We start from the raw sequence: 14,293 nt of genomic DNA on the forward strand, positions 1-14,293 counted from the left end.
CCGCGTGAACTCGCAGTCCCCGCCATGAATTTCTTCGAACAGCAGGCCGCAGCGCGGCGGACGTCGACGCGGTTGGTACTCCTGATGGCGTTGGCGATCGCCGGCATCGTGCTGGCGGTCGATGGCGTGGTCTGGGTCGCCACGCAGTCGCCGAAGCTGGTGCTGTTCGCCACCTTGTCGTCGGTCGCGGTGATCGCGATCGGCTCGCTCTACCGCATCGCCAGCCTGGGCGGTGGCGGTGAACCGGTGGCGCAGCAACTGGGCGGCGCCCTGGTCCCGGAGAACACCACCGAGCCGGGATTGCGTCGCCTGCGCAACGTGGTCGAGGAAATCGCGATCGCCTCCGGCGTGCCGGTGCCCAAGCTCTACGTGCTGGAACACGAAGCCGGCATCAATGCCTTCGCCGCCGGCTACTCGACCTCCGACGCCGTGGTCGCGGTGACCCGCGGCGCGCTGGACCGGCTCAATCGCGACGAGCTGCAGGGCGTCATCGCCCACGAGTTCAGCCACATCCTCAACGGCGACATGCGGTTGAACATCCGCCTGGTCGGCGTGCTGTTCGGCATCCTGATGATCGGCCTGATCGGCCGCAAGATCCTGGAGCACGGGCGATTCGGCGGGCGCGGCAAGGGCATCGGCGCGATCCTGGTGGCCGCGCTGGTGGCGATGCTCATCGGCTACATCGGCCTGTTCTTCGGGCGGATGATCAAGGCCGGGGTGAGCCGGACGCGCGAGAAACTGGCCGATGCCAGCGCAGTGCAGTTCACCCGGCAGACGCAGGGATTGTCCGGCGCGCTGAAGAAGATCGGTGGCCTGCACGACGGCTCGCGCCTCAACCAGCGCAGCGATGCCGAGGAAGTCAGCCACATGCTGTTCGGCGATGGCGTGGGCTTCGACCAGCTCTTCGCAGGCAAGTTGTTCGCCACCCATCCGCCGCTGCTGGAGCGGATCCGCGCGCTGGAACCGGGCTTCAACGATGAAGCGCTGGCACGCCTGCAGGCGCAATGGATCGCGTCGCCGCCGGACGGCATGCAGGAAGACGTGGCGCTTGGCCTGTCCGGTGGCAGCGGTTCGCGATTGCCTGGCGCGACACAGGAACTGAGCGTGACGCCACCGATGGTGGCCGCGCAGGTGGCCGCGCCCGCGGCGGATGATTACCGCCGCGCCGACAGCATCGTCATCGCGATTCCCGAGGCCCTGTACGACCTTGCCCGCCAGCGCGAAGCGGTGATGCCGTTGCTGCTTGGCCTGCTCCTGGGCGAAGACGAAGCGCTTGCCGAACGCCAGCATGCGGACATTGCCGCGCGCCTGGGTGGCGACATCGCCGATCACGCCGTGCGCATCCACCAGCAACTCACCGCCGACCTGCATCCGATGCTGCGCCTGCCGTTGGCGGCGCTCGCGTTCCCGGTGCTGCGCCTGCGTCCGCGTCCGCAGCTCGACGCCTTCATGGATACCGTGCACGCGGTGGTCCATGCCGATGGCCAGGTGTCGCTGTTCGAATACTGCCTGGGGCGCTTGCTGACCGTGCAGGTCCGCGAGTCGCTGGATCCGTCCCGCTATGCGCGTTTCGGGCGACGCAAGCCCGGCAATGTGCGCAACGAATTCGCCACCCTGCTCGCGGTGGTCGCGCAGGCCGGGCACGAGGATCGCGCCTCCGCGCAGCACGCCTACCTGGCCGGCTTGCAGCGAGTGCTGCCGCGCGACCACTTGCCGTATGCGCCACCGCGCAATGGCGTGCTGGCGCTGGATGCGGTGTGGGAACCGCTGGATGCGCTCGACCCGCTGGCCAAACAGGCGATGGTCGAAGCGGTGACCGCCGCGGTCAGTCACGACGGACGTGTCAGCGTGGCCGAGGCCGAACTGCTGCGCACGATCTGCGGCGCGCTGCACTGTCCGCTGCCGCCGATGCTGGAACGGGGCTGAGATTGTGCTCGTGGTACCAGTCCCGGAGTCCGGGTAAGCGCAGCGCAGCCGGTACGTCGTTCGAACTCAACCTGCCTTGATCAGATCCGCCGCGCGCTCCGCGATCATGATCGTCGGCGCGTTGGTGTTGCCGCTCGGCAGTGCCGGCATCACCGAGGCATCCACCACGCGCAGGCCCTCGACGCCGCGGACCTTCAACGACGCATCGACCACCGACGCCTCGTCGTCGCCCATCCGGCAGGTGCCGACCGGGTGGTAGACGGACTCCGCCTTGGCACGGATGAAGGCGATCCATTCGGCATCCGACAGTTCGGTGCGTTTCGGGTGGATCGGCGCGCCGCGATAGGGATCGAAGGCGGGCTGGGCGAAGATCTCGCGGCTGACCTTGGCGCATTCCAGCATCACCTTCAGGTCGAAGCCCTCGGCATCGCCCAGGTAGTTGGCGTGGATACGCGGCTTGTCGCTGGCGCGGTTGCTCACCAGCGAGAGGCGACCGCGGCTGCGCGGACGCAGGAAGCAGGCGTGCAGGGTGTAGCCGTCGCCCGGCAGGCGTTTGCGGCCGTGGTCGTCGAGCATCGCCGGGACGAAGTGGAACTGCACGTCGCAGCGCTCGTCGGTGGCCATGGGCGAACGCCAGAACCCACCGGCCTCGGCGAGATTGCTGCTGCCGGCGCCGCGGTGGCCGCGCAGGAAATAGTCGAACGCCATCTTCGGTTCGTTGATGCGGTCGTAGGTGATCTTCTGCGTGGAATGCTGCAGCGTGCAGATATCGAGGTGATCCTGCAGGTTGCCGCCGACGCCGGTGGCATCGTGGACGACGTCGATGCCGAAGCGGCGCAGTTCATCGGCCGGCCCGATGCCGGACAGCATCAGCGTCTGCGGCGAATTGATCGCGCCGCCACACAGCAGCACTTCGCGCGCCACCGGTTGGTGGAAGGCCTTGCCGCCCATCGCGTAGGTCACGCCGTTGGCGCGGCGGCCGTCGAAGGTGATGCGGCTGACCAGTGCGCCGGTGTGCACGGTCAGGTTGGGGCGTGAGCGAATCGGCGCCAGGTACGCCGCTGCGCTCGAACAACGCGCACCATCGCGCTGGGTGACCTGGTACAGGCCGACGCCGGCCTGGGCCGGGCCGTTGAAGTCGTTGTTGCGGGTCATGCCGGCCTGGGTGGCGGCTTCGATGAAGACGTCCGACAACGGGTTGTGGTGGCGCAGGTCGGAGACTGCCAGCGGGCCATCACCGCCGTGCAGCGCGTCGCCGCCGCGGGTGTTGCCTTCGGCTCGCTTGAAGTAGGGGAGCACCGATTGCCAGTCCCATCCGGCGGCGGCCTTGCCCCAGTCGTCGTAGTCGCCGGCCACGCCGCGGATGTAGCACATCGCGTTGATCGAACTGGAGCCGCCCAGCACCTTGCCGCGCGGCCACCACAGCACCCGGTTGTCGAGGTGCGGTTCCGGCGCGGTGTCGTAGTCCCAGTTCACGCCCTTGCGATTGACCAGCTTGGCCAGCCCGGCGGGCATGTGGATGAAGGGATGCCAGTCGCGCGGGCCGGCTTCGATCAGCAACACCGTGGTATTCGGGTCTTCGGACAGGCGGTTGGCGAGCACGCAGCCGGCCGAGCCGGCGCCGATGATGATGTAGTCGAACAACGTACCGCCCCGCATCGAAGACCCGGGCGACGCTATGCCCCCGGCCTAGAGCAAATGCTCCATGCGGTGGCGGCGAAAACCGGCTTCGGCTAACGTGCCCCGGACGGGGCAGGGATGACGGGCGATGACGGATGCAGGGACCAGCACGGGCGCACTGCCCTGGCCGCGCCGTTTCCTCGCCGCGCTGGTGGAAATCCTGACCCTGCCGTCGCTGCGCTGGTCGTTCCTGTTCTTCTTCTGCCTGTTGGCCGGCTATTACGTGCTGCGCCCGGTGCGCGACGCGATGGGCGCGTCTTCCGAAGTCGAGGCGGTGTTCCCGCCGGCGATGATCGCCTTCTTCGCCGCGCACGGCATCCCGTTGAAGGACCTGATCCTGCAGGTGCTCGCCACCTGCACGTTCATCCTCATCCTGATCGCGCAGCCGCTCTACGGCGCATTGGTGTCGAAGTTCCCGCGCCGGGTGTTCCTGCCGGTGCTGTTCGGCTTTTTCATTGCCTGCCTGCTCGTGTTCTATGGCCTGTTCCACAGCAACGTCAGCGGACGCGGCATGGCGTTCTTCCTGTGGGTGACGGTGTTCAACGTGTTCTCCGTCTCGGTGTTCTGGTCGTTCATGGCCGATGTGTTCGCCACGGAAGAAGCCCGCAAGTACTACGGATACATCGGCGCGGCGGGCACGGTGGGTGCGTTCACTGGCCCGATCCTCACCCGCGTGCTGGCCGAAAAGGTGGGCCTCGCCAACCTGATGCTGGTGTCCGGTGCGTTCCTGTCGGTGTGCGTGCTGTGCATCTGGCGGCTGCGCCAGTGGGCGGTGCAGCGCGAACGCAGGATCGGGCGCGACAACGAGAGCGCTATGGGCGGCGACATCCTGGCTGGCCTGAAGCTGATCGCGAAGGAGCCGCTGCTGCGATGGCTTGCAGCGATGGTGTTCCTGGGCGTGGGCGTGGGCGCCCTGCTTTACAACCAGCAGGCGGAGATCGCGCGTGCGGGCTTCGCCACGGCCGAAGCACGCGCCGCCTACTACGCCGGTATCGACATCGCAGTGAACGTCCTCACCCTGGTCGTGCAGTTGTTCGCCACCCGCTGGCTGATGTCGCGCTGGGGGCTTGCTCCGGTGATCCTGATCCCGATGGCTGCACTGCTCGTCGGATTCGCGATCCTGGCGGCCGCGCCGCTGCCGATGGTGGTGGCGACGGTCCTGGTCGTCACCCGGTCCAACGAATTCTCGCTGATGAAACCCGGCCGCGAAACCATCTACACGCGGGTGGATCGGCAGTGGCGCTACAAGGCCGGTGCCGCCATCGACACCGCCTTCCACCGCGGCGGCGAGATCAGTTTCGCGTGGATGTACAAGGCGCTGTCGGTGTTCGGATCGCAAGTGGTGTTCGGCGTGGGCCTGGCCGTGGCCGGGGTGATGACCGTCAGTGCATGGAGGCTGCTGCGCGAAGAGCGCAAACTGCCGCCAGAACGCACGCACGTGGAGACACCCTGATGTCGTTGTTGGCGAACGTGTTGATTGGCTTGGTAGCGTTGCTGCACGTGTACTTCCTCGTGCTGGAAATGTTCCTGTGGACCAGGCCACTTGGCCTGAAGACCTTCCGCAACACCCCGGAGAAGGCCGAAATCACCCGCGTGCTGGCGGCCAACCAAGGTCTCTACAACGGCTTCCTTGCGGCAGGCCTGTTCTACGCGATCGCCACCGGCTCGCGCGAGTTCGCGCTGTTCTTCCTGGTCTGCGTGATCGCCGCCGCGCTGTATGGCGCATACAGCGTCAACAAGCGGATCTTCGTCGTGCAGGGCGTGCCGGCGCTTGCCGCGCTTGCCGCCGTCCTGCTGTAGGACGCATCGGCGACGAAGGAAGGCGAGCGTGCAGTGTTTTCGCGCAGCGGCATGTCGAGCCGCGAAGCGAATGCGCGGCGCGTTCGCCTTCCGACCACGAAAGTGAATTTCAGCGCGCGCCTTTCGGCGACACCCACATCGCGATGGTCGCCTTGAACACGGCTTCGCCTTGCGGGTTCTCGACGATGACCTCGAACGGCAAGTCGTAGCCTTCGCTTGCCTCGCGCGGCGCGAACGCCGGCGTGGCGGTGGCGCGCATCGTGCCGACCGCCTTCTTCAGGTAGGCCACGGTCATCCCCTTCGGGATCCAGCGCATCGACGCCGGGATGCTGACGTCGCAGGCGAGGCCGCCGACGAATTCCGCGAGGTTGCACAGCGCGATCGCGTGCACCGTGCCGATGTGGTTGGTGACCGCACGCCGATGGCGCAGGGTGGCCACGCCGCGGCCGGGCTCCAGCACGTCGATGCGCGGCGCGATGCTGGCGAAGTACGGCGCCTTCCAGCACACCAGTCGCGAGAACAGCCAGCGACCTGCCGGCCACTGGCTGATGCGTCGGTAGGACGCGAGGACGTTCACGCCGCCGCGCGGGCGGCGATGCGGCCGTGCAGCGATGCATACCCGGCCGAACGCAATTCTTCCGGATCGAAGTCGTCGACCATGATCGCGTCCAGAGTGATCGCGCGCAGTTCTTCCAGCTGCTTGCGCTCGTCCGCGGTGATCCAGCCTTCGCGCACGCCCTCATCGAGTTGCGCATCGAACTCCAGCGCCTCGATGTCGCTGTTCTTCAGCGCCTTGAGGAACTTGCGCTCGACCGGCTCCGCCATCACCACCTTCGGCAGGTAGCTGACGATGCGGCCGCCCGGGTTGTTCGCGCACGGGGTGGTGAACACGCCTTCGGCCAGGCGTTCGCGCGCATCGCACGGGGTCATCAGCAGGCTCGCGACCTTGTGGCCCAGGCGATCGCTCGGCGCCTGCGCACGGCGGCCCCACGGGAAGATCACCAGCCACAGCAGCCAGCCCACCGGACGGATCGGGAAGTTGCGCAGCGCGCCGGACAGCGCGGTCTCGATCTTGTTGACCGCATCGTGGATGGCATAGGCCAGCAAGGGCTGGTCGCCGACCGGGTTGCCGGCATCCTGGTGGCGCTTGAGCATCGAGCTGGCGATGTACAACTGGCTGAGCACGTCGCCCAGGCGTCCCGACAGCGATTCCTTGAACTTCAGCTTGCCGCCGAGCAGCAGCATCGAGGTATCGGCCATCACCGCGAGCGCGGCGGAATAACGGTTGAGCTTGCGGAAGTAGCGGCGGGTGTCGTCGTCGCCCGGCGCGCGGCCGACCTTGGTGCCGGTCAGCCCGTACCACCAGCTGCGCACCGCGTTGCTGATCGCGAAGCCGATGTGGCCGAACAGCGCGGCGTCGAACTGGTCGATGCGCTGCTTCGGGTCGGCCAGTTGCGCCGACTTCATTTCCTTCATCACCCACGGATGGCAGAGGATCGCGCCCTGGCCGAAGATCATCAGGCTGCGGGTCATGATGTTGGCGCCCTCGACCGTGATCGCGATCGGCGCGGCCTGCCAGGAACGACCGGCGAAATTGCGCGGGCCCAGGATGATGCCCTTGCCGCCGAGGATGTCCATGCTGTCCATCGCCGCCTTGCGGCCCATCTCGGTGCAGTGGTACTTGGCGATGGTGGACGGCACCGCGGGATTCTCGCCGCGCGCGACCGCGGCTGCGGTCGCTTCGCTCAATGCACTGGTGGCGTAGGCGTTGCCGGCGATGCGGGCGAGCGCTTCTTCCACGCCTTCGAAGCGACCGACCGACAGGCCGAACTGCTTGCGGATGCGCGCGTAGCTGCCCACGGTGACCGCGCCCATCTTCGAACCACCACTCGCGGTGGAGGGCAGGGTGATCGAACGCCCGATCGACAGGCATTCCATCAGCATCCGCCAGCCCTGGCCGGCATAGTCCTCGCCACCGATCAGCTGCGACAGCGGCACGAACACGTCCTTGCCGGTGATCGGGCCGTTCTGGAACGGCGAGTTGAGCGGGAAGTGGCGGCGGCCGATGTCCAGGCCCGCCGTGTCGTGCGGCACCAGCGCCAGCGAGATGCCGATGTCCTTCTTGTCGCCGAGCAGGCCATCCGGGTCGTACATGCGGAAGGCCACGCCGATCAGCGTCGCCACCGGCGCCAGGGTGATGTAACGCTTGTTGAGCGTGAGCCGGATGCCGAGGACCTTGATGCCGTTCCACTCGCCCATGCAGACGATGCCGTAGTCCGGGATCGAGGTGGCATCGGAGCCGGCGAACGGACCGGTCAGCGCGAAGCACGGGACCTCGCGGCCATCGGCCAGGCGCGGCAGGTACTGCTGCTTCTGTTCCTCGGTGCCGTAGTGCATGAGGAGTTCGGCCGGGCCCAGCGAGTTCGGCACGCCGACGGTGGAGCTCACCACGCTGCTGATCGAGGCCAGCTTCTGGATCACCTTGTGGTTCATCAGCGCCGAAAAGCCCAGGCCGCCGTATTCCTTCGGGATGTTCAGGCCGAAGAACTTGTTGCGCTTGATGTACTCCCACAGCTCCGGGGAGAGATCGGCGCGGACGTGGGTGATGTCCCAGTCGTCGGTCATCCGGCACAGCTCCTCGCACGGGCCATCGAGGAAGGCTTGTTCCTCCGCGGTGAGTCGAGGCTTCGGCAGGTTCAGCAACTGCTCCCAATCGGGCTTGCCGGAGAACAGCTGGCCCTCGAAACCGACCGTGCCGGATTCCAGCGCGGTGCGTTCGGTATCGGACAGCGGCGGCAACAGCTTTGTGTAGAAGCCGAGCAGCGGCGTGGTGATCAGCGGCTTGCGCAGTTGCGGGACCAGCAACGGCAGCGCAATCAATGCCACGAGGACGCCGGCGATGATCGTCGCCATGGGGTGGGCGCCCAGCAGCCAGCACGCGACCAGCAGGGTCGCGCTGATCGCGGCCCAGACGGCCAGGCGCAGGCGGTGGTAGGCGGCGAACATGCCGGCGATGAGGACGGCGAGGAAGGGCAGGGCGATGCTCATGTGGGGCTCCGGGTACCGCAGGTGATCCGGGCGCGGCGGCATTGCAATGGGGATGCGGCCTCGCCTACCATACGGCAAAGTATGGGAATCTCGGCAGGGCTGTCAATTGCGGGATAAGAGCAAATGCTCCACATACTCCCGCATCCGCAAGCGTACGGATAGAATGCCGCGATGACCGAAGCTGCATCACGCAATGGGCGCCTGAGCGCCGACGACTGGGCACGCGAGGCGCTCGACCAGATCGCCGAGCAGGGCGTGGCGTCGGTGGCGGTGGAACCGCTGGCGCGTCGGTTGGGCGTGACCAAGGGCAGCTTCTACTGGCATTTCCCCTCGCGTGATGCATTGCTGCAAGCCGCGCTGGAACGCTGGGAAACGGCCGAGCAGGAAATCGTGTTCGGTTCGGTGGAAAACGTGTCCGATCCGCGCGAGCGCCTGCGCTCGCTGTTCCAGCTGGTCGCGCACGAGGTCAAGTCACACATTATCTATAGCGAGCTGCTGAAGGCCCTCGACCACCCCACGGTCAGCCCGGTGATCGGCCGCGTCTCCCAGCGGCGGCTGGATTACCTCACCGCGAGCTTCCGCCAGGCCGGGCTCGGACGCACCGCGGCCCAGCATCGCGCCCGCCTGGCCTACGCGGCCTACGTCGGTTTCCTGCAGCTCAGCCTGCAGTTGCAGCAGCCCCGGCTGCACCACGACGAGTTCGAGGCTTACGTCGAACACGTCATGGACACCCTGATCCCGCAAACCTGATTTCCGCGCATCGCGCGGCAGCGGTTTCCGGCCCGCGATTGCAATCGATTTCACTCTGAACAGTTTCACGAGGAACCCTCGATGAGCAGCAGGCTCGATGCTTTGAACCAATGGGTGCTGGATGTTGCAAGGCTGACCCGGCCCGACGCGATCCAGTGGTGCGACGGCAGCGACAGCGAGCACGACGCGCTGGTCGCGAAGATGCAGGCCGACGGCACCCTGATGGCGCTCAATCCCGACACCCATCCGAACAGCTGGTTGCATCGCTCCGACCCGGACGACGTGGCGCGCGTCGAGCACCTGACCTTCGTGTGCACGCGGGAGCAGGACGATGCCGGCCCGAACAACCACTGGATGTCACCTGCCGATGGCCATGCGCGGATGGATGCGCTGTTCGAGGGCTGCATGCAGGGCCGCACGATGTACGTGATCCCGTACTGCATGGGCCCGATCGATTCGCCGCTGTCGCGCTGCGGCGTGGAGATCACCGACAGCCCGTACGTGGTCGCCAACATGCGGATCATGACCCGCATGGGCGCCGCCGCACTCGCGCGCATCGAGCGCGAAGGGTCGTTCGTGAAGGGCCTGCACTCGACCGGCGAGCTCGATCCGGAGCGTCGCTTCATCATGCATTTCCCGGAGGAGCTGACGATCAAGTCCTACGGCTCGGGCTATGGCGGCAATGCGCTGCTCGGCAAGAAGTGCCACGCGCTGCGCATCGCCTCGCACCAGGCGCGCAAGGAAGGCTGGCTGGCCGAACACATGCTCATCCTGGGCCTGGAAAACCCGCGGGGCGAAACGCACTACATCGCCGCTGCGTTCCCGAGCGCCTGCGGCAAGACCAACCTGGCGATGCTGATCCCGCCCGAGGGCTATCGCGAAGCCGGCTGGAAGGTATGGACGATCGGCGACGACATCTGCTGGATGCGCCCGGGCGCCGATGGCCGCTTGTACGCCATCAATCCGGAAGCAGGTTTCTTCGGCGTGGCACCGGGCACGTCGGAGAAATCCAACCCGAACGCGCTGGCCTCGATCCAGTCCCACACCATCTTCACCAATGTCGGCACCACCGCCGACAACCAGCCGTGGTGGGAAGGCATCGACAACGGCCAGCAACCTGCGACCGACTGGCGTGGCGAACCATACGATCCTGCGAAGCGACCGGCCGCGCATCCGAATGCGCGTTTCACCGTCAGCGCGAAGCAATGCCCCAGCTATTCGCCAATGGCCGAAGACCCGCAGGGCGTGCCGATCAGCGCCATCGTCTTCGGTGGTCGCCGCGCATCACTGGTGCCGCTGGTGTTCGAGGCGCGCGACTGGACGCATGGCGTGCTGGTCGGCGCGTCGATGGGATCGGAAACCACTGCCGCCGCGACCGGCCAGGTGGGCGTGATGCGCCGCGACCCGATGGCGATGAAGCCGTTCTGCGGCTACAACTTCGCCGACTACTTCGCCCACTGGCTGTCGTTCGACACCGAAGGCGCAAAGCTGCCGAAGGTCTTCCACGTCAACTGGTTCCGCAAGGGCGCGGGCGGCAGGTTCCTGTGGCCTGGCTTCGGCGACAACCTGCGCGTGCTGGAGTGGATCGTCGGTCGCGTCGAGGGCGCGGCCAGCGCAATCGAAACGCCAGTCGGACTGCAACCCGCGGAAGGCAGCATCAATCTGGACGGCCTGGATCTTGGCGAGGAAGCGCGCGCTCTGCTGTTCGGTTTCGACCGCGCGGGTTGGCAGGCCGAGTTCGAGGGCATCGCCGGCTATCTCGCGGATTACGGCATCCGGATGCCAACGGCCCTCATGCAGGAGCAGGCACGAATCGCCAAGGCGCTGATCGACGACACCCCATGACACGCCAGTGTTGCTGCAATGCGACATGTTTTCTTTCGAAACTGAATACGCAGAAAGGAACATGAATTGCAGATGAGGGGCTTGTTAAGGATTTGTTCGCTGGTCTATAGTTGGGGAGTCAGGCCCTCTTCAGGCCAGACTCACTTGTACATCTTTGGTCACTACTGTCCCAATGGGGGTTACAACAAATGGCTTCTAATTATTTTGCCAAAGGCCTGAAGCGGAGCGCACTCACGCTTGCACTCAGCATGTGTTTCGCGACCGCGGCCTTCGCGGCTGACGGTGGCCTGCGCATCAACATCAAGAGTGCGGGTGGCCAGCCGGTTGCCGGCGCGACCGTCAAGCTGACTTCCCCGGCCAGCCTGTCCTCCAAGAGCGGAGTGACGGATGCCAATGGCAACGTCAACATTGTTGGGCTCGATCCCGCGACGAATTACACCGTTGAAGTGGTTGCCTCCGGCTACAGCCCGTTCACTGCGAGTAATGTGGCGGTCGTCAGCGACCAGAACCTGAGCGTGGGGTATGTCCTGGGCAGCGGTGCGGCGGACGCGACGACGCTGGATTCCGTAGTGGTGACCGGCACGTCACTTGCAGCAGTCGATACCACGTCGGCAACAGTCAGCACCGTGCTCACGCTCGATCTGGTGGAGTCGCTGCCTACTGGCCGCAACTACCAGAGCTATCTGCAGCTGGTGCCCGGCGTCAAGCCCAGCGCCGGTGGCAATCCGTCTTCCAAGTCCGGCGTGAACTACTCCGATATCGGCGGCGCTACCGGCACCTCGTCTGACAACGTGTATTACCTCGATGGCGTGGATGTGACCGACCACCAGACCGGCACGTTCGGTGCGAACTTCAACTCCGAAATCATCCAGGAGCAGCAGGTCTTGACAGGTGGCGTGCCTGCGGAGTTTGCGGGCGGCTCCGGCCTGATCTCCAAGGTGGTCTCCAAGTCGGGCGGCGACGAGTTCCACGGCTCGATCAACTACTACCTGCAGAACGACAACCTGGTGGCCAAGGACAAGCACAACACGTCTGGCGGCTTCTCGACCTACGACGCGGCCGTGACCCTCGGCGGTCCGCTGATCAAGGAGCGCCTGTGGTTCTTTGGCTCCTACCAGAAGAAGTACCGCGAAGATGACGTCCTGGATGCCGCTACCGGCAATTTGATCCGTTCGGTCAACAACGACGCGAAGTACGCGTTCTTCAAGACCACTTGGCAGATCACCGATGACGACCGGCTGACCGCGACATTCTTCAACGACCCCACCGAGATCAGTGGTTCGCGTTCCTCGACGGTCCTTAACAATCGCGATTCCAAACAGGTCCAGGGTGGTGACAACTACAAGTTGGAATACTCCCATGATTGGGAAAACCTGACCTTGGACGCATATGGCTTCCGCCATGAAGGCGAGGTCTCGCAACTTTCGGCTGTCACCGACGTCGCGTTCAACAACGTTGCGTTCAAGGGCCTGCCCAGCACGCTGGCAACCCGTAGCCAAGGCGGCGGTGGCGTCGGCCTGATCACCGAGCGCAACCGCGACGAATTCGGGCTGAGCCTGTCCTACTGGCTGGATACTGCCTTCGGCAGCCACAGCTTCAAGGCTGGTTTCACCACCTCGGAAAATCTTTACTACGAGGATTCGCGTGTTCTCGGTCCCGACAACGCGCGGTACACCTCCATCGCGGCGGGCAACGCCGGGGTGAGCTTCGCCGAATTCGTGGGGACGGGCTGGTCGGGCTCCAGGGCGATCGTGGCCGCGGATATCCCGCGCATCATCGGTACCACCGGCGGCTTCGGCATTGCAAACGCCAGTGCGGCAGACAAGGCCTATTTCATCAGCGTGCTGGACACCAATCTTGACGGTGTTGTGTCCGCTGCGGAAATCAACGCGTATCAGTTCACCAGCACGGCGGGCAACCCGACCGGGCAAGTGAACAACTACCGCATCAAGGAAGTGAGCGCTGCGCCTTACACGGTCGAGAGCAAGGGCAAGACGTTCTTCCTGCAGGACACCTGGACGCTCAACCAGTGGACCGTCAACGCCGGCGTGCGCGCAGAGGAGTGGAAGCACTACGACTCCAAGGGCGACCAGTCCGCGAAGTTCGATTGGGAATTCGCCCCGCGACTGTCGGTGGTATATGACCTGGCCGGCGACGGCCGCAGCAAGATTTGGGGCTTCTACGGCCGCTACTACGATCCGATCCGCACCAACATGTCGGACTTCGCTGGCAACCTGACTGGCCCGGAATTGGCCGAGCAGATCTTCATTGGCGACCGCTGGCTGACCTTCCGCAGCCGCGGCGGTCCGAAGACCCCGGACGCCCTGTTTGCGCCGAGCACGAAGACACCGTACACGGATGAATTCCTGCTCGGCTTCTCCAATACGTTCCGTGACGATATCAGCCTGTCGGTAGTCCTGACGCACCGCAAGACCCGCGACATCCTGGAAGACTACGACCTCGGCCTATACTCCGATCCCACGCTAACCCTTGCGACCGCGCCTCACGGCTACGCCGCGCCGGGCTCGGCGTACTACCTGCCGTATTCCTACTTCGGTTACGACGCTGCACCGAACTCGAACTACGTGATTGGCACCTTGGCTGGCGGCAAGCGTGACTACAACGGCCTGGAAATCACCCTGCAGAAGTTCAAGACCGATAGCTGGCAGGGCATGGTGTCGTACACTTTCAATGGGGCCAAGGGCAATACCAACTCGGACTCGAACGCGGATTTCCAGGGTGACTGGCTCGCACTGGACCCACGCGCCCCGAACATCTATGGCCCGCAGTCCGGCAACATCAAGCACCAATTCAAGGCATTCGGCTCCTATGAGTTCGACTTCGGCCTGACGCTGTCGAGCATCTTCAACTGGAACAGTGGCGCGCTTTACACCACCTCTCAGCTGATCTCGGGACGTTGGTTGCCGATCATGGATCCCACGGGTTACATCGATGGTGGCGTGGACGATACGTGGGCACTGCCGGGTGTCGTTGGCGGTAACAAGGGTCCGGCGTACTACACCCTTGACATGCGCGCCTCGTACGACTGGAAACTGCCGTTCGGCAAGCTGGAAATGTTCCTCGACGTCTTCAACATTCTCGACAAGCAGAGCCCGACCAGCGAAATGGGTCTGTTGGCCGGCAATGGTACATACGCCTTCGGTGAAGCCAATGCCTGGGTTGCGCCGCGTCGGGCCTATTTGGGCGTGCGTTATTCGTTCTGATTCGTAGTCAACCGCAAAAG

Annotated in this window: 9 protein-coding genes; 6 read left to right on the forward strand and 3 right to left on the reverse strand. The window is 65.2% G+C overall.

Annotated features, from left to right (window positions below; genetic code table 11):
- Positions 1 to 24: 24 nt before the first annotated feature.
- Positions 25 to 1,926 carry a M48 family metallopeptidase gene (locus tag ACE3T8_RS03820; RefSeq protein ID WP_374606940.1) on the forward strand — a complete coding sequence of 634 codons (1,902 nt, stop codon included), beginning with the start codon at positions 25 to 27 and terminating at the stop codon, positions 1,924 to 1,926.
- 66 nt (positions 1,927 to 1,992) lie between these two features.
- On the opposite strand, the gene ACE3T8_RS03825 is transcribed toward ACE3T8_RS03820, so the two are convergent.
- Positions 1,993 to 3,570 (reverse strand): GMC family oxidoreductase, encoded by a 1,578-nt coding sequence (locus tag ACE3T8_RS03825; RefSeq protein ID WP_374607058.1) that lies wholly within the window; start codon positions 3,568 to 3,570, stop codon positions 1,993 to 1,995.
- Positions 3,571 to 3,694: 124 nt separating this feature from the next.
- Between ACE3T8_RS03825 and ACE3T8_RS03830 the strand changes: the two genes are divergently transcribed.
- Both ACE3T8_RS03830 and ACE3T8_RS03835 read left to right on the forward strand, forming a co-directional pair.
- Complete coding sequence (locus ACE3T8_RS03830; protein WP_374606942.1) at positions 3,695 to 5,059, forward strand: NTP/NDP exchange transporter; 1,365 nt, start codon at positions 3,695 to 3,697, stop codon at positions 5,057 to 5,059.
- Positions 5,059 to 5,406: a DUF1304 domain-containing protein gene (locus tag ACE3T8_RS03835; protein WP_374606943.1), complete on the forward strand. Its 348-nt coding sequence runs from the start codon at positions 5,059 to 5,061 to the stop codon at positions 5,404 to 5,406. Before ACE3T8_RS03830 ends, ACE3T8_RS03835 begins: the two co-directional genes overlap by 1 nt.
- Positions 5,407 to 5,515: 109 nt before the next feature.
- Here ACE3T8_RS03835 and ACE3T8_RS03840 read toward each other — a convergent pair whose 3' ends face one another.
- Both ACE3T8_RS03840 and ACE3T8_RS03845 read right to left on the reverse strand, forming a co-directional pair.
- On the reverse strand, positions 5,516 to 5,983 hold the full coding sequence (locus tag ACE3T8_RS03840; RefSeq protein ID WP_374606945.1) for a hotdog fold domain-containing protein: 468 nt from the start codon (positions 5,981 to 5,983) through the stop codon (positions 5,516 to 5,518).
- The gene (locus tag ACE3T8_RS03845; protein WP_374606946.1) at positions 5,980 to 8,454 is read right to left on the reverse strand and encodes an acyl-CoA dehydrogenase; all 2,475 of its coding nucleotides are present in this window, start codon (positions 8,452 to 8,454) and stop codon (positions 5,980 to 5,982) included. Before ACE3T8_RS03845 ends, ACE3T8_RS03840 begins: the two co-directional genes overlap by 4 nt.
- Positions 8,455 to 8,625: 171 nt before the next feature.
- Between ACE3T8_RS03845 and ACE3T8_RS03850 the strand changes: the two genes are divergently transcribed.
- The 3 genes from ACE3T8_RS03850 to ACE3T8_RS03860 all read left to right on the forward strand — a co-directional run bounded on the left by ACE3T8_RS03850 (position 8,626) and on the right by ACE3T8_RS03860 (position 14,273).
- Positions 8,626 to 9,204: a TetR/AcrR family transcriptional regulator gene (locus tag ACE3T8_RS03850; RefSeq protein ID WP_187552912.1), complete on the forward strand. Its 579-nt coding sequence runs from the start codon at positions 8,626 to 8,628 to the stop codon at positions 9,202 to 9,204.
- Positions 9,205 to 9,285: 81 nt separating this feature from the next.
- Positions 9,286 to 11,049: a phosphoenolpyruvate carboxykinase (GTP) gene (locus ACE3T8_RS03855; protein ID WP_374606948.1), complete on the forward strand. Its 1,764-nt coding sequence runs from the start codon at positions 9,286 to 9,288 to the stop codon at positions 11,047 to 11,049.
- Between the two features lie 248 nt (positions 11,050 to 11,297).
- A complete protein-coding gene (locus ACE3T8_RS03860) occupies positions 11,298 to 14,273 on the forward strand; it encodes a carboxypeptidase regulatory-like domain-containing protein (RefSeq protein WP_374606949.1) in 2,976 nt (991 codons plus the stop codon).
- Positions 14,274 to 14,293 lie beyond the last annotated feature (20 nt).

Origin of the sequence: Thermomonas sp. (genome assembly GCF_041919455.1) — a bacterium.
Classification (GTDB): domain Bacteria; phylum Pseudomonadota; class Gammaproteobacteria; order Xanthomonadales; family Xanthomonadaceae; genus Thermomonas.